The organism is Flavobacterium limnophilum, from assembly GCF_027111315.2.
Classification (GTDB): Bacteria; Bacteroidota; Bacteroidia; order Flavobacteriales; family Flavobacteriaceae; genus Flavobacterium; species Flavobacterium limnophilum.
Map to the genome: position 1 here is coordinate 4,223,138 of NZ_CP114289.2, position 17,638 is coordinate 4,240,775.

At 39.1% G+C, this 17,638-nt stretch carries 8 protein-coding genes; all 8 read left to right on the forward strand.

Annotated features, from left to right (window positions below):
• The first annotated feature begins 2 nt into the window (after positions 1-2).
• The 8 genes from OZP13_RS17605 to OZP13_RS17640 all read left to right on the forward strand — a co-directional run bounded on the left by OZP13_RS17605 (position 3) and on the right by OZP13_RS17640 (position 17,449).
• A complete protein-coding gene (locus OZP13_RS17605) occupies positions 3-2,504 on the forward strand; it encodes an L-rhamnose mutarotase (protein ID WP_281298055.1) in 2,502 nt (833 codons plus the stop codon).
• A gap of 113 nt (positions 2,505-2,617) precedes the next feature.
• Entirely contained in the window at positions 2,618-3,682 is a 1,065-nt protein-coding gene (locus tag OZP13_RS17610; protein WP_281298056.1) for a Gfo/Idh/MocA family protein, read from the forward strand.
• Positions 3,679-5,259 (forward strand): sodium:solute symporter, encoded by a 1,581-nt coding sequence (locus OZP13_RS17615; RefSeq protein WP_281298057.1) that lies wholly within the window; start codon positions 3,679-3,681, stop codon positions 5,257-5,259. Before OZP13_RS17610 ends, OZP13_RS17615 begins: the two co-directional genes overlap by 4 nt.
• A gap of 1 nt (position 5,260) precedes the next feature.
• A complete protein-coding gene (locus OZP13_RS17620) occupies positions 5,261-7,444 on the forward strand; it encodes an alpha-L-rhamnosidase-related protein (RefSeq protein WP_281298058.1) in 2,184 nt (727 codons plus the stop codon).
• Positions 7,444-9,102 (forward strand): glycoside hydrolase family protein, encoded by a 1,659-nt coding sequence (locus OZP13_RS17625; RefSeq protein WP_281298059.1) that lies wholly within the window; start codon positions 7,444-7,446, stop codon positions 9,100-9,102. The genes OZP13_RS17620 and OZP13_RS17625 overlap by 1 nt, the downstream gene beginning before the upstream one ends.
• Positions 9,103-9,355: 253 nt before the next feature.
• Positions 9,356-10,486 (forward strand): glycoside hydrolase family protein, encoded by a 1,131-nt coding sequence (locus OZP13_RS17630; protein ID WP_281298060.1) that lies wholly within the window; start codon positions 9,356-9,358, stop codon positions 10,484-10,486.
• 98 nt (positions 10,487-10,584) lie between these two features.
• The gene (locus OZP13_RS17635; RefSeq protein ID WP_281298061.1) at positions 10,585-13,947 is read left to right on the forward strand and encodes a glycoside hydrolase family 2 TIM barrel-domain containing protein; all 3,363 of its coding nucleotides are present in this window, start codon (positions 10,585-10,587) and stop codon (positions 13,945-13,947) included.
• Positions 13,948-14,050: 103 nt separating this feature from the next.
• Positions 14,051-17,449 carry a glycosyl hydrolase gene (locus tag OZP13_RS17640; protein ID WP_281298062.1) on the forward strand — a complete coding sequence of 1,133 codons (3,399 nt, stop codon included), beginning with the start codon at positions 14,051-14,053 and terminating at the stop codon, positions 17,447-17,449.
• Positions 17,450-17,638: the final 189 nt, after the last annotated feature.

Here is a 17,638-nt window from a genome sequence, read left to right on the forward strand (position 1 = left end):
AAATGAATTTAAAGCAACAACGTAAACTATTTTTGGTTTTTCTTCTGATAGGAATGTTATTTTCAGCCAGTGCTGCTGAAATTTGGGTTTCGCCTAAAGGCAATGATGCAAATCAAGGAACAAAATCAAGTCCGGTGGCAACCGTTCAGATGGCGGTAAGAAAAGCCAGAGAACTGCGTCGCCTGAAAGATTCCTCCATAAAAGACGGTATCCATATTATTGTTATGGATGGAACTTATTATTTGAACGAGCCTTTATTTGTTAGACCCGAAGATTCCGGAACGGCCGAAAGTCCAACCACTATTGAAGCTGATGCCAATGCCAAACCAATCTTAAGCGGTGGATTCGAAATAAAAAACTGGAAAAAATCTACTATTGCGATAAACGGAAAAAAAGGAATCGTTTGGGAAGCCAATGCACCTGAAAAAGCAGGAGAAATCATCAATTACCGACAATTATGGGTCAACGGAAAAAAAGCTGTTAGAGCCAAAAGCACTGCCGGAACCAAAATGGATAGAATTCTGTCATGGGATGCTGCCACCGAAACCTGCTGGATTCCTTTCAAAGACAAATCCGTTAAGTTTGAGCCGGGAATGGAAATGTTCATCGTGCAATGGTGGGCGATTGCTAATTTGCGAATTAAAAATATTGAAGTTGTAAAAGACAGCGCCAGACTTTCATTCGAACAACCTGAAAGTCGCATCCAAAGCGAACATCCTTGGCCGGCACCTTGGATTTCTAAAAACAACGGAAACTCGGCTTTCTATTTAAACAACGGAATTTCGATGCTGAACGAACCTGGAGAATGGTTTTTGGACAGAAAAAAAGCCAAAATTTATTATATTCCAAGAACGGGAGAAAATTTGGCTACAGCCAAAGTATCAGTTCCAGTTTTGGAAAATTTGGTAAAAGTAGAAGGAACTTTGGATTCGCCAGTGCTTCATTTTAATTTCAAGGGAATTTCGTTTCAGTACAGCAATTGGCTTCGTCCTTCTCAGCAAGGTCACGTCCCGTTGCAAGCCGGAATGTATTTGTTGGATGCCTATAAATTGAAAACGCCCGGAACTCCAAATCAAGCGAGTTTAGAAAATCAAGGTTGGGTAGGCCGACCAAGAGCCGCCGTTGAAGTAAATTATGCCAACAATACTTTGTTCGAATCCTGCACTTTTGAACATTTATCTTCCACGGGATTGGATTTGCATAGAGGAACCAATCATAATACCATCAAAGGAAATTTATTCAAGGACATTGGTGGAAACGGAATCAATTTGGGTGTTTTTTCCGAAGAACCTTTCGAGGCGCATTTGCCTTATACCGTGAAAGACGACCGAATCGTTTGCTCGGATGAATTGGTTGCCGATAATCTGATTACCAATGTAGCCAACGAAGATTGGGGATGTCTGGGAATCGCGGCTGGTTTTATAAAAAATATCACCATCGAACACAACGAAATTTCGGATGTGGCTTACAGCGGCATTTCGATGGGCTGGGGCTGGACACACACCGAAAATGTGATGAAAAACAACAAAATTATAGCGAACAAAATTCATCATTATGCGAAAAATCTGCATGATGTGGCCGGAATTTACACGCTTTCATCGCAGCCAGTAAGCAGGATAGAAGAAAATTACATCGACAAAGTTTACAATAGTCCGTATGCACACGACCCGTTTTTGTGGTTGTACTTGTACACTGATGAAGGAACGCAGGGTTTTACCATCAAAAATAACTGGATTCCGATTCAAAAAACATTGAAAAACCATAATGGTCCAGTTGGAAATGTTTGGCAAGACAATTATGCGTTTGTAGATTCTAAAATCAAGGAAAATGCCGGTATTAGAACTCCATACAGCAATTTATTGGCTAAAGAAGTGGTTGTTGACGAAGCTTGGGGTTTGCAAGAAATGCCAAAATCGGTTGCCATTGAAGTAATCGGAAAAGATTTGGATGTCGAAAAAATTAAATCGACCATAAAAGGTTTCCGAATCGTGGGCGAAGAATTGTACCAATGGGAAAATCATTTGATGATTTACGGTTTGATGAACCAACCGGAAAGAACCAAAAGAAAACTGGCTTTGGCCTTTCCAGCATTGGAAATTAAAATCTATGAAAACCCGGTTTACGATTTCCAAAATTTCGAAAGATGCAAGGATGTAAAAGTAGCATCCGAATGGGAAAATATCGTTTTGACTGCCAATTTGGTCGAAGACGAAAAAATGCAAAAAGAATATATTGATTATCACAAAACTCAATTCGAAAAATGGCCGGAAATTGCCAAAGGATTCTGTAATGCCGATTTCCAACAATTGCAGGTTTTCAAAAACGGAAGACAATTAATGTTGGTCATCAGTATTCCAAAAGGCGAAAGCTTGGATAAATTGAATCCAAAAACCACCGAAAATAATCCACGTGTTGACGATTGGAATGCTTTAATGAAAAAATATCAAACGGGAATTGAAGGAACAAAACCCGGAGAAGTTTGGATGTTTTTGAAGAAGATTTAGGAGAGAAAAGAATAAGGAAAATAGAGAAAGTATAATGCCAATACTTAATGTCTTTCAATCCAGTTTCGGCTCCCTCTCCTTCGGAGAGGGCTGGGGTGAGGAAAAATAAATAAATGTTAAAAATAGCCATTTTAGGTCTCGGAGAGGGACGCAGTACGATGTCAGCCGCTTTGGCAAGTTCCAAATTGGAGTTGGTAAAAATATGTGACAGGAATGAGGAATTGTGCCAACAAAGAGCAAAGGAGTTTGATTTTCATTCACACACAACCAATTATGATGATTTATTGAATGACAGTGCAATCGATATCATCGCTATTTATACGCCAGACCATTTGCACGCCGAGCACGTAAAACAAGCTTTGTTGGCCGGAAAACACGTGGTTTGCACCAAGCCTTTCATTGACGATCTTTCGGATGCCGCAGCATTATTGGAACTGAGCGAGAAAACAGGAAAGAAAGTTTTCATCGGCCAAAGTTCTCGATTTTTCGAACCGGCAAAAAGACAAAGAGCCGATTTTGAAGTCGGATTAATAGGAGATTTAATTACGATTGAGTCGCATTACCACGCAGATCACCATTGGTTTTTGGAAAAAGAATGGTCGTTGTTGCAATCATTCAAATGGTTGTATGGCGGTTTAAGTCATCCCGTGGATTTCATCAGATGGTATTTACCTGATATTGAAGAAGTTATGGGTTATGGAATGATCAGCAGCAACGGAAGCGTGGCAGGTTTGAAAAACGAAGACACTATGCACTTTATTTTCAAAGCCACCGATGGAAGAATTGCCAGAGTGAGCGGTGTTTATACTTCGCCAACACAGCCGACACAAAGGGATAGTGGGATGAGCGTAATTTTACGAGCAACCGAAGGAGCCAGCCAGGCCGATTATCATGAATTGCGTTATGCCATTACTGACAAAACCGGCGAAGAAAAAGTCGTGACTTGGGGCGACAGTACTTTAAAACATTATTTCCGTTTTGAAGGACAAAGCCATCATGCGGGAGAATATCAAAATTATTTGGAATATTTCGTGGATAGTATCGAACAAGATTTTATGGCTTATCCGGATATGAAAGAAGGGATTGGAACCGTGGCATTATTACAGGCAATGGACAAATCTTTACAAACCGGAATGCCAGTAAAAATTGCTGATGTTCTTAACGAATACGGATTATGAACAGTATCTACGATAAATTAACCGCCTTGGATTTTATAATTGTTGCCATTTACTTGGTGATATTATTGGTCATTGGTTATGTCGTGAGCGTGAAGCAAAGCAAGAAGAACGAAACGCTTTTTATGGCCGGAAATTCCTTGAATTGGTACAACATCGGGTTCAATATGTGGGGGACAAATGTTGGGCCTTCGTCTTTATTGGCTTTTGCCAGTATTGGTTATGCAACGGGAATCGTGGCGGGAAATTTCGAATGGTATGCCTTTGTTTTTTTATTGCTTTTGGCAATGGTTTTTGCTCCAAAATATATTGCCAGCAAGGTTAGCACGATGCCCGAATATATGGGAAAACGCTATGGTGACAGTACGCAAACCATTTTGGCTTGGTATGCAATGGTCAAGATTTTGGTAAGTTGGTTGTCCTTGGGATTGTTTAGCGGAGGAATTTTGGTACGCCAAATTTTAGGAATTCCGATGTGGCAAAGCGTGACGGTTTTAGTCATTTTTTCAGGGATTTTTACTTTCGCTGGAGGTTTGAAAGCCATTGCCAAAGTGAATGTTTTTCAGATGATTTTATTAATTGTCGTTTCGCTTACACTTTCTTATTTAGGTTTGCAAAAAGTGGGTGGAATCGAAGCCTTGATTGCCAAAACACCTTCCAATTTCTGGAATTTGGTTCAACCGGCAAACGACGCACATTATCCTTGGCCTGCCATTTTATTGGGGTATCCCGTAGCCGCAGTGGCTTTCTTTTGCACGGACCAATCGATGGTCCAGAGTGTTTTGGGGGCAAAGAATTTGGAACAAGGACAATTGGGAGTGAACTTCATCGGTTGGCTGAAAGTATTGGCGTTGCCATTGTTTATTTTACCAGGAATTCTGTGTTCCGTTTTGTATCCAGAGTTAGGCGAAAATTCCGATTTGGCTTATATGACGATGGTAACCAATTTATTTCCAAGTGGAATGAACGGTTTGGTAATTTGTGTGATGATTGCTGTATTGGTGGCAACGATTGGCTCATCTTTGAATGCCTTGAGCACGGTTTACACCAATGATATTTACGTGAAGAAAATCAATCCAGCGGCGACGATTAAAGAGCAAATAAAAATGGGTCGCATTACCGTTGCGGCAGGTTGCGTGTTTGCAATCCTTATTGCGATTGCGATAGACAACATCAAAGGTCAAAATTTATTCAACATTTTTCAGGCGGTTTTGGGCTTTTTGGCACCTTCTTTGTCGGTGGTGTTTTTGTTGAGTATTTTTTGGAAACGTACGACCAAAAAAGCGGTAAATGGGATTTTATCTTGGGGTTCGGCTTTTAGTTTGTTTATTGGAGTATTGTATTTGTGGATTTTTCCTGCGGATGTTTACACCGCTTGGCCCCATTTCTTGTTGATTTCCTTTTACATTTTTGCAGTGTTAATGTTGGCAGCCATTATCATTTCATTGGTAGATAAAAGTCCAGAAACCAATTTCGTGAGCGAAACCGATGTGCCAAAAACTAGCAAAAAAGTGAAAATTTTATTCGCCTTGCTTGGACTAACTATTTTGAGTTTATACCTCATTTTTAATTTTAATTAACATGAAAATATTTTCTTCTGTACGACAGAGTTTTAAAACTATTGTTTGCGTTGTTGCCTTATTCTTTTTGTCAGAAGCGGCTTCGGCTCAAACTTGGATTTGGTATCCGGGCGATTTCGAAGTGTGGTTAAGCAATAAAATGCAGGTAAGACGTACAGAACGTGAAGCGGTATTTCCACCGCTTTGGCAATATTACAGTCCTTATGCCTTGGTAACTTTTCAGTCAGAAGTGGATATTCCAGAAGCTGATGAAGTGAAAATCTACTCGGAAGGAACTTTTCAATTGCTTTTAGATGGAGTTCAGGTTTACGGCCAACCAAAATCAATAAAAATTCCTGCCGGGAAACACAAAATTTCCTTTAAAGTATATAATCAGGAAGTGTTGCCAGCTATTTACATTGCCGGTAAGCATGTTAAATCTGACGCATCTTGGAAGGTTACCAATGAAGATAAACTTTGGATTGACGAAAATGGAAAAGCACAACAATCTGGCACACCTTGGGTACCGGTTGGCTCTTGGAATTTTAATTCACCAGAGAGTAAACCTTCTGGTTTTAAACTAACAACTACACCTTGGAACGCAAAAAAAACAGAAAAAATAGGAGATGGTAAGTTGGTGGATTTTGGTAAAGAAACTTTTGGTTATATTAAAATTCACGGTTTAAAAGGAAAAGGCAAAGTGGCACTTTATTATGGTGAATCTCGTGAGGAAGCTATAGATACTGCCCGATGTGAAACATTAGATCACTTATATTTTGATGGAAAACAGCCTGAAACCTACACACACAATGGATCAAAAGCATTCCGCTATGTTTGGGTACAAGCAGATCCAACGGTAAAATATGATTCTATTTCGATGCTTTATGAGTATTTGTCATTGGACTATCGTGGGGCTTTCAAATCTTCTGACCAAGAATTGAATAAAATTTGGGAGGTGTCGGCTTATACAATGCATTTGACCTCTCGCGAATTTTTTATAGACGGAATTAAACGCGACCGTTGGGTCTGGTCTGGCGACGCGTATCAAAGTTATTTAATGAATTATTATTTATTCTTTGATTCGGCTTCCGTAGAACGAACGCTGTTGGCGCTGCGTGGCAAAGAACCTGTAACGGCTCACGTTAATATCATAATGGATTATTCGCTGTATTGGTTTGTGGGTGTTTACGATTACTATTTACACACGGGCGACACGAAATTTATCAAAACTTTTTATCCACGAATGAAATCATTGATGGAATTCTGCTTGGAAAGAAGAAACAAAAACGGATTCCTGGAACCTTTAGAAGGTGATTGGGTTTTTATTGATTGGGCGAACGGATTACCAAAAACTGGCGAGGTTAGTTTTGAGCAAATGCTTTTAGCGAGAAGTTTAGAAGCTATGGCTGTTAGTGCTGAAATTGCAGGTAAAAACGAAGACCAAAAACAATATCAAAAATTAGCTGCTGATTTAAAAACAAAATTATTTGATGTGTTTTGGGATAAGAAAGAAAACGTGATGAAGCATCAGCGTATTGATGGTAAAATGCAAGATATTGTAACGAGATACGCTAATATGTTCGGTATTTTTTTCAATTATTTTAATGAAGAACAAAAACAAAGTATAAAAAAGAAGGTTTTGCTCAATAAAGATATTCTTCAAATCACAACACCATATATGCGTTTTTATGAGTTGGAAGCTTTGTGTGCGATGGGCGAGCAAAATTATGTTTTGAAAGAAATGAAAGACTATTGGGGCGGAATGTTAAAAGAAGGCGCAACTTCTTTCTGGGAAGAATACAATCCAAACAAAAAAGGAACGGAACATTTAGCGATGTACGGACGCCCTTATGGAAAAAGCCTTTGCCACGCCTGGGGTTCTAGTCCAATTTATTTGTTAGGGAAATATTATTTAGGCGTGAAACCAACTGCTCCGGGTTATTCCGAATATGAAATCAAACCGAATTTAGGTGGTTTGGAATGGATGGAAGGAAAAGTGCCAACACCAAAAGGCGAAGTAAGCGTGTATTGCAGTACTAAAGAAATCAAAGTAAAAGCTGCCGAAGGAGAAGGAAAATTGATTTTCGAAAGTCAATCAAAACCAAAAACCAACTCGGGAACAATTACGGAATTGTCTAAAAACAAATACCAATTGACGGTTCAACCGAATGTGGAATATCAAATAAGTTATAAAGCAGTTAAATAATGATTCAAAAATCTAAACATATTTATTGCCTATTCCTGATTTTTGTGGGCTTTTCAGTTTTGGCTCAAAATACCAGTTGGCAAGCCGCTCCTTTTGAAGTGGTGAATTCGAATTACAAAACTTTCAAAACGACTCAATATGCACAGGTATTTTCGGGCAGTAAACATAATATTGTTCGATTGGCTCCTGAATTGCAAGGATTAACAGGTCTCGAACTTCCATTAGAAAGTTATAAAAACGGAACGAATACCCCATTAAAACTAAAATTCAAGGAGCCAGTTCAAGTGCTTATTGGAATTTTTCAAGAAAAAAATAATTCAGATTACCGCCAATTAAACAATGCCAAATTGGTTCTCGAAAATGGAGTAACCATAACAGGTTTGCCTCCGGTTAATGTGTATGCAATTACTTTTCCAAAGGGAGCGCATATCATTAATCCAGAAGGAAAAGGGTTATTTGCCGTTTTGGGAGTTGTAAAAGCTTCCCAAAAATTGGAATTCAGAAACGCTGAACTTCCAGACGGAAAATTATGGAATCCCACTTTTATCGTTGAAGGATTCTCGGATGAAAAACCACTTTTTGAAATTATCGGTGGAGAAAACAAACCCGTAATTGATGAAGGATTTCCCGGAACCGAAGGAATTCAAGGTGGTTTTGAAGGAGGTCGTGTCGTAAAAGTCGGTAACACCTACCATATGTTTCCAACGGAGAGAGCGGGAGAAGTTGGTATAGAAATGTATTACGACCGTGTAAAAACCAAAATCGGACATTGGACAAGCAAGGATGCGATTCATTGGAAAAGAGAATCCACGATTTTGCAGGCAAGCGGAACATATGCAATTACCGAAGATGACAATCCGATGAACGATCGTCGTGCTGCGATTTGGTCGTATATGCCTGTTTTTAACGAAAAAGCAAACAAATGGTATGGCTATTATTTGGCTTACACCGTTCACAAAGAAATCCAACCCAATCATTCTTTTGGGAGAATTTGGCGTTGTGAATCCGAAAAGGAAGGAATTGCAGGAATTGCCGGCCCATACAAAGATACTGGTATAATTATTGAACCGGGATTGGACTCAGAACCTTGGGAAGGACGTCAAGGCGTGGCTTCATTTTTTCCGTATAAAGTCGGCGATAAATATTTTGGATTTTATAGTGGAGCATTTCCGTTTCAATCTTGGGCAGATTATCCAAAGAAATCCAGTAAAGGCTGGTTTGTTGGTTTGGCAGAATCGAATAGTTTGGAAGGACCTTGGTCACGAATAAAAGACGGTAGCAATCCTATCAAAACGATGCATCCATTTTTTGTGGAGAATCCAATTGTCAGCCAACTTCCAAACGGAATGTATATAGCAGTTTTTGATGGAGGCCCAGACGGTTGGGGACATCATTTACCTAATATGATGGCGTATTCGTTATCCAAAGATGGTCATAAATGGAGTGAGGCGCATTATTTGCCAATAGAAACCAAGGTCAATAAATGGTGGGATATTATGAGAACGCCGCTTTGTCTGATTCCCGAAGGAAACGATGTTTACACTATCGTTTATAATGCCATTGATCTGAAAAAAAGATTTCATCCTACGGGAATGGTAAAGTTGAAATTGAATAAGGAAGTAATGGAATCTCGATTGAAGGAATTGGAAAAAGAATAATTTAGGGCTGTTTTTGAATTGCCTCCAGCTTTAGCTGGAGGGAAAAAATGAAATAGATTTATGGGCTGGGCTTTAGCCAAAATTAATTTTTATTTGGCTAAAGCCAATGAGCAAAATACTTGATTTGTACCTCCAGCTAAAGCTGGAGGCAATTCAAAAAAGTAATGGTACTCCGCAAAGTCTCCGACTTTGAGGATGTGTTTCTCAGTCTTTGACTGACCAAAGAAGAATGTAATAAAATTGAAGGAAATAAATGAAAAATACAATGAAATATCTCTTTTTTGGAATTGCAACTTTGCTAATAGCAAGTTGCGCCACCAAATTCAAAAAAAGAGAAATCAACGAAACCGTAATGCAGGAGATTTACAATGAAATCAAAACGCCTTATAAATACGGTTTGGTTATGGTGCCAACGGACAACTCCTATAAAATGGATTGTCCGAGCGTTTTCAGAAAAGACGGAAAATGGTTTATGACCTATTTGATTTATGATGGAAGAGGTTACGAAACCTGGCTGGCCGAAAGCGACGATTTATTGCATTGGAAACATTTAGGAAAAGTAATGTCTTTTTCGGAAAACGAGAAGCATTGGGACGTGAACCAAAAAGCGGGATACATTTCGTTGCAAGATCCAACTTGGGGCGGAAGCTACGAATGGGAAAAATATGATGACAAATACTGGATGAGTTATTTTGGTGGAGACAGCAAAGGTTACGAAGCCGGAATATTGTCAATTGGAATGGCTTATACCAAGGAATCTCCAACCAAAGCTCATGAATTTCAAAGATTAGAAAATCCAGTTCTAACACCAAAAGACAAAGATGTAAGTTGGTGGGATAACAGCACGATGTACAAAAACAGTGTCATTCGTGACAAAGATAAATTGACGGGGCATAATTTTGTGATGTATTACAATGCCCGTGGCGACAGTTTGAAACCTGCTAAAGGTGCAGAAAGAATAGGGATGGCGGTTTCAAATGATATGAAAACCTGGAAACGTTTCGGGAAAAATCCGGTGCTAAATAACCATAAAGGAATCACAGGTGATGCTTACATCCAAAGAATCAATGATACTTGGGTGATGTTTTATTTCGGAGCTTTTTGGAGAGATTGGAATCAGGGAGCTTTCAACCGTTTTGCCGTGTCGAACGATTTAATTCATTGGAACGATTGGAAAGGCGACAATTTAATTCAGTCATCAGAACCGTATGACAATATGTTTGCACACAAATCATTCGTGGTAAAACACAATGGCGTGGTTTATCATTTCTATTGTGCAGTAAACAAAGCAGAACAAAGAGGAATTGCAGTAGCAACTTCCAAGGATTTAGGTAAAAGCGAAATAAATTTTGTGGCACCACCAGAGAAAAAAGAGAAGAAGTAAGTATTAAGAATTAAGACGTTGGAAGTTTTCCAGTTTCGACTCCCTCTCCTTTGGAGAGGGTCGGGGTGAGGTTTTTATAAGTATAAAACAAAAATAGTATGGTCAATTTTGTTCAAAAGATAGTATTTAAAATAGGTTTAAATTTTCCTGAATTTTCAAATTCAGCTTGTCTGCGTGCATCAATCTTAATACTTAATACTCTAGTCTTAATACTTCCTAGTACTACGCAGGCACAACTCGTTACAGGAGAGCCTGCGGGAATTCCCGAACCTGCAAAAATATATACCCCAACTCCTTGGGAAGACCCTACTATTACAAGTATCAACAGGCAGCCTGCCAGAGCGACTGGATATTCTTACTCCAATGTGGAAGACGCTCTAAAAGGCGACCGAACCAAGAGCCGAATCCAGATGTTGAACGGTGATTGGAATTTTAAATATGCGGTAAATTTTAAGGAAGCTTCCAAAGATTTTTATAAAGGAAATGTATCCGGTTGGGACAAAATTGAAGTGCCTTCCAACTGGGAATTTAAAGGCTATGATATTCCGATTTACAAAAGTGCGGTTTATCCGTTCCGACCTGTAAATCCGCCTTTCGTTCCCAAAGATTACAACGGAATTGGTTCGTATCAACGCAGTTTTACCGTTCCAGCCAACTGGAAAGAAATGACCGTGACTTTGCATTTTGGAGCAGTAAGTTCTGGTTTTCAGGTGTGGTTAAACGGTCAATTTTTGGGTTATGGAGAAGACAGTTTTCTTCCGTCGGAATTTGATATTACGCCTTATTTGAAAGAAGGCGAAAATGTGGTTTCGGTGCAAGTGATTCGTTGGGCTGACGGTACTTATCTTGAAGACCAAGACCATTGGCGAATGAGCGGAATTCAACGAGAAGTTTTCATTATGGCTGAGCCAAAATTACGCATCCAGGATTTCTTTTATCAAACCAAATTGGACAAAGAATACAAAGATGCCGTGTTTCAATTGCGTCCAAAAGTCGAAAACTTGACGGGTGTCAACATCAAAAATTATACTTTTCAGGCACAATTATACGATGCCAACAATCAGCCTTTATTCAAGGAACCGCTTCAAAAACCCGTTATAGATATGCTGAACGAAAGTTATCCTCGTCTGGATAATGTGCGTTTCGGAATGTTCGAAGAAACCATCAAAAATCCATTGAAATGGAGTTCAGAAATACCAAATCTCTATACTTTGGTGATGTCTATCAAAGATGCCAACGGGGTTATAACCGAATCCAAATCCTGTAAAGTAGGTTTCCGTTCGATAGAATTTTCGAAAGAAAACGGCAAAATGCTCATCAATGGAAAAGAGACTTATGTGTATGGTGTCAATCGTGGAGACCATCATCCCATTCGGGGAAAAGCCTTGACTAGAGCCGATATGAAAGAAGACATTACTACGATCAAGAAATTCAATTTCAATTTTATTCGCGCCAGCCACTATCCGCTTGATCCTTATGTTTATGAATTATGTGACGAATACGGAATTATGGTAATGGACGAAGCCAATCTGGAAACCCACGGATTGGGTGGAAAATTGAGCAACGAACCCAAATGGACAAATGCCTATTTGGAGCGTATGAGTCGAATGGTAGAAAGAGACAAAAATCATCCATCGGTGGTGATGTGGAGTCTAGGTAACGAAGCAGGAAAAGGCCCAAATCACGCGGCAATGGCAGGATGGACACACGATTTTGACATTACTCGCCCCGTGCATTACGAACCAGCACAAGGAAATCCAAGATTGGAAGGTTATATCGACCCGCTTGATCCGAAATATCCAAAAACAGTTGATCATTCGCACCGATATGAAAATCCACAGGACGAACCTTATGTCGATATGGTGAGCCGTTTTTACCCAGGAGTTTTCACGCCCAAGTTTTTGGTAGATCAAAAGAAAGACACCCGCCCAATTCTGTTTGTAGAATACTCGCATTCTATGGGGAATTCCACCGGAAATTTAAAAGAATTATGGGACGAATTCCGTTCAACTCCACGAATTATCGGTGGCTGTATTTGGGATTTCAAAGATCAGGGAATTCTAAAGACCGATTATAGAACAGGAAAGGAATATTATGCTTACGGAGGCGATTTTGGCGAATTGAAACACGACGGAAATTTCAGCATCAACGGATTGGTCGCAGCCGATGGAAGGCCAAAAGCAGCGATGTATGAAAACAAATGGATTTACCAACCCGTGATTGCAACTTTGGATTCGAATTTCAAATTGAATATCAAAAACCGCCAAGCCGAAAAATCGTTGGAAGAATACATACCTGTTTTGCAAATTTTAGAAAATGGTATTGTTGTAAAAACACAAAAATTACCGCCATTTCAATTAAAAGCGGGAAAATCTACAGTTCTAAATGTGAGTCCGTATTTGCCAAAAATGAAAGCCGATGCCGAATATTTCTTGAACATTGAATTCCAACTTTCGAAAGACAAAAAATGGGCTTCTAAAGGTTACGCTGTAGCAACAGATCAATTTTTGTTGCAAAAAAAATCGGCTTATACGGCTGTAAAAGAAAGTGCAAACAAGATTGCTATTGCTGAAACAGATTCAGAATTTAAACTAAAAGGACAATCTTTTGAAATTGCAATAAGCAAAAAAAATGGCGCATTAAGTTCTTATATTTTTAAAGGTCAAGAACAGGTTTTTGCTCCTTTGTTGCCAAATTTTACCAGACCGCTTACCGATAACGACCGTAAAGGTTGGAAACCGAACAAGATTTTGAAACAATGGTACACCACCAAACCTAAATTGACCAATATGGCTTTGGATAAATCAAATGGCGAAATCAAAATCGTTAGTGATTATGAAATGATAAAAGACAGTGCCAATGTAAGTGTCGTGTATAACATCAAACCCAACGGAACGATAAAAGTAGATTACAGTTTGAAGGCGTCAAATAAATTGCCGAACATTCCGAAAATTGGAATGCAAATGGGCGTTCAAAAAGATTTTGAGCAAATTTCTTGGTACGGAAAAGGAGAATCGGAGAATTATATCGACCGCAGTTTCGGGTTTACAATCGGTCGTTATTCGTTGCCAATCGATAAATTCATCGAGCCATTCCAAATGCCACAAGAAAATGCCAATAGAACCGAAGTGAGATGGATGGCTTTTTCAACCCCTCAAAAAAACAAAGGATTATTGGTTGTGAATGACACAAAACCTTTGAGTACAAGTGCCTGGCCTTATACCCAAGAAAATTTGAGCGAAGCCAAACACACTTTCAACTTGAAAAACCCTGGTTTTCTAACCCTGAATATCGATTTAATTCAGATGGGAGTGGGCGGAAATGACTCTTGGTCGCCAGTGGCTGCACCTTTAGAAAAATACCAAATTCCTTCGGGAGATTATCAGTATAGTTTTTATTTGGTACCCTTTACAGGGTCAAATAATGAATTGGAAAGTAACTTGAAAAAGTTCAAATATTAATTTTTATAAGTACAGTTTGTCATTCCGTACGAATCTCTGCAACTGGAGCAACTAACGTGAGATTCCTTCGGAATGACAAAGCAAACGGATAATAACAACAATAATGTTCAACAAAAAAAACTTCTTTTTTATATTACTCCTCGCGGGTTTCGTTTCCGCACAGGAAGTTCCTAAAAAAGAAACAACGGAGTTTTCCACCATCGCATCCTCAAGACCTTGGGTGTATTGGTATTGGATGCAAAGTGCGTATTCAAAAGAAGGCATCACCGCCGATTTGGAAGCGATGAAACAAGCCGGAATTGGAGGTGCTTATTTGATGACGATTAAAGGTCCGGCAAATCCGCCGTTAATGAATCCTCCCGTTTTACAATTAAGTCCAGAATTTTGGAATTTGGTGCATTGGGCATTAACCGAAGCAGACCGATTGGGCGTGAAAATTGCGTTCCATCCCGCCGATGGTTTTGCCGTAGCCGGAGGGCCTTGGATAACTCCCGAAATGTCGATGCAAAAAGTCGTTTGGGCGGACACTTTCGTGAATGGTGGAGCTAAAATTCAAACGAAATTACCGGTTCCAAATCATTACAAAGATTATTATAAAGATATTGCCACTTTTGCCATTCCGGTAAAGGAAAGTTACGTTACATCAAATCAAAACCGTCCAAAAATCACTTCTACTTTAGCCGATTTTGACGCTTCTTTTTTAAGTGATTCCAATAAAGATGATCAATTTCGATTAAAGGAAAAAGGATGGATCCAGTATGAATTTGACCAGCCATTTCTATGCAAATCGATTCAAATAGAAACCAAAGGCAACAATTTTCAAGCGCATCGTTTACTAATTGAGGTAAGTGATGATGGTGTGAATTTCAAAAGCCTCGGTCGATTGTCCACGCCACGCCAAGGCTGGCAAGATACAGATGCGTTTTACACCCATAGCATCGTTCCAACAAAAGCCAAATATTTCCGCTTTGTTTACAATCCCGAAGGAACAGAACCGGGAGCAGAAGATTTGGATCCTGCCAAATGGAATCAGGGATTGAAAGTAGCCAAAATATATTTGTCGAATGAACCGCTGATTGACAATTACCAAGGAAAATCAGGTGCGATTTGGCGTTTGAGTCCACAAACATCTGAAGAACAAATTGGAAAATCGGATTGTGTTGACCAATCAAAAATGATTAATATCTCCAAATTTGTCGATGCCAACGGTACGCTGTCTTGGCTTTCGCCAAAAGGGAAATGGAGGATTATTCGAATGGGATACACTTCTACTGGTCACGAAAATGCTACCGCTGGCGCAGCAAGAGGGTTGGAAGTGGATAAATTCAATGCCGAAGCCGTTCGTTTTCAACTGGACCATTGGTTTGGCGAAATGCTACGAACTGCAGGGCCTGAATTGGCATCCAAAGTAGTCAAGATCTTGCATATGGACAGTTGGGAATGTGGAAGTCAAAACTGGTCGCCTGTTTTTCAGGAGGAATTTAAAAAGCGCAGAGGTTATGATTTGGTAGATTATTTGCCTGTTATGGCGGGAATTCCTTTAAATGATATTGAAACTTCCGAAAAAGTATTGTACGATGTGCGCAAAACGATTTCAGAATTGATTGTCGATAATTTCTTTGGCACTTTGGCGGATGAAGCCAAAAAAGCCAACGTAAAATTCAGTTCCGAAAATGTGGCGCCAACGATGATGAGTGACGGACTTTTGCATTTCAAGCACATCGATTATCCGAGTGGTGAATTTTGGCTGAAAAGTCCAACCCACGACAAACCCAATGATATGCTTGATGCGATTTCGGGTGGACATATTTACGGAAAAGACATTATTCAGGCGGAAGCTTTCACGGAGTTGAAAATGGATTGGGATGAACATCCCGGAAATTTGAAAACTTTGGCCGACAGAAATTACGCAATCGGAATCAACCGATTTTTCTATCACGTTTTTGTACACAATCCTTGGACGGACAGAAAACCCGGTCTGACTTTGGACGGAGTTGGTTCTTATTTTCAAAGAGACCAAACATGGTGGAAACCCGGAAAAGCTTGGGTAGATTATTGCCAGCGAGTGCAGTTTCAATTGCAAAAAGGAAAACCGGTTATTGATTTGGCAGTCTTTATTGGCGAAGATTTGCCGTCGCGTTCGGTTCTCCCCGATCGATTGGTGCCTTTTATTCCGAATGTTTTTGGGAAGGAACGTTTGGAAAGTGAAGCTATTCGGTTAAAAAATGAAGGTCAGCCCAGCATTAAAATGCCGAAAGAAGTAAGTTCAACTAAAAATTCAACGGATTTATCACAATGGGTTAATGCAATGAATGGTTACCAATACGATTCTTTCAATGCGGATGTGTTGTTGAATAATGCCAAAGTCGAAAACGGAAAAGTGGTTTTCAGCAATAGCATAGAATATGGTGCTTTATTGTTTCCGGGAAGTCACAAAATGGCGCCGAACAAAATGATTTCTTTGGCTTCAGCAGAAAAAATATTGGAATTGATAAAAGAAGGAGCGACAGTTTTTATTGATGAAAAACCAAATTTACAACCGGGAATGCAATCAGAAGCAGAACATAAAAAGTGGCAGAATGTAGTTGGGGAAATTTGGAACAATTCAAATTCATCAACCTGGAAAATTGGAAAAGGAACTATAATTAAACTGCCTTATTTAGGAAATGATTTTGCTTCCATCGGAATCGAGCAAGATGTTTATTTTCCTAAATTAAACAGAGCCGATTCAGAAACAATCGCTTGGACACACCGAAAATCAGAAACCGAAGATGTTTATTTCTTGACTAATCAAAAAGAACAAAAAAGACAATTTGAAGCTTCGTTTCGTGTTACTGGAAAAATTCCCCAATGGTATAATCCTGTAAATGATAAAACTACAACTTTAGCCAATTGGAAGATGGAGAACGGAAGAACAATTGTTTCGATAAATTTAGAGGCAAATGAATCCGGTTTTGTAATTTTTAAAGACCAAACAAAAGAAGTTCTGGCTCAAGGTTATCAAAAAGGTATAGAATTTGAGAGTGTCCAGACTTTAGATGAAAACTGGGAATTGCAATTTGATCCAGAATTCAAAGGCCCAAAAGAAGTGGTTAAAACGAACAAACTTTTCGATTGGAGTACTTCTACAAACGATCAAATTAAATATTATTCGGGAACGGTTATTTATAAAAAGGATTTTGTCTGGAAAGGAAATAACAAAGATAAAATCTGGCTCGATTTAGGGACAATTGCCAATATTGCTGAAGTAAGCATCAACGGAAAAGACTGCGGAACTCTTTGGACTTTTCCTTATAAAGTGGCTATTTCGGAGGCATTAAAAAAAGGTAAAAATACGATTGAAATTAAAGTAACCAATACTTGGGCAAACCGATTAATTGGTGATGAAAAATTACCAAAAGAACAAAGATTAACTTGGACAACCGCTCCTTTTAGATTGGAAGGAGAACCATTGCTAAAAGCGGGATTGTTGGGGCCGGTTGTAATTGTAAAAGAAAAATAGTTTTATCTGAATTGCCTCCAGCTTTAGCTGAATTGCCTCCAGCTTTAGCTGGAGGGGTACATAATAATTGTATTTGTTGGCTTTAGCCAAATAACTATAAATTTTGGCTATAGCCAATTGCACATAATTTAAAACCCTCCAGCTAAAGCTGGAGGCAATTGAAAAAGCAGAAAACATAGATTAAAATAA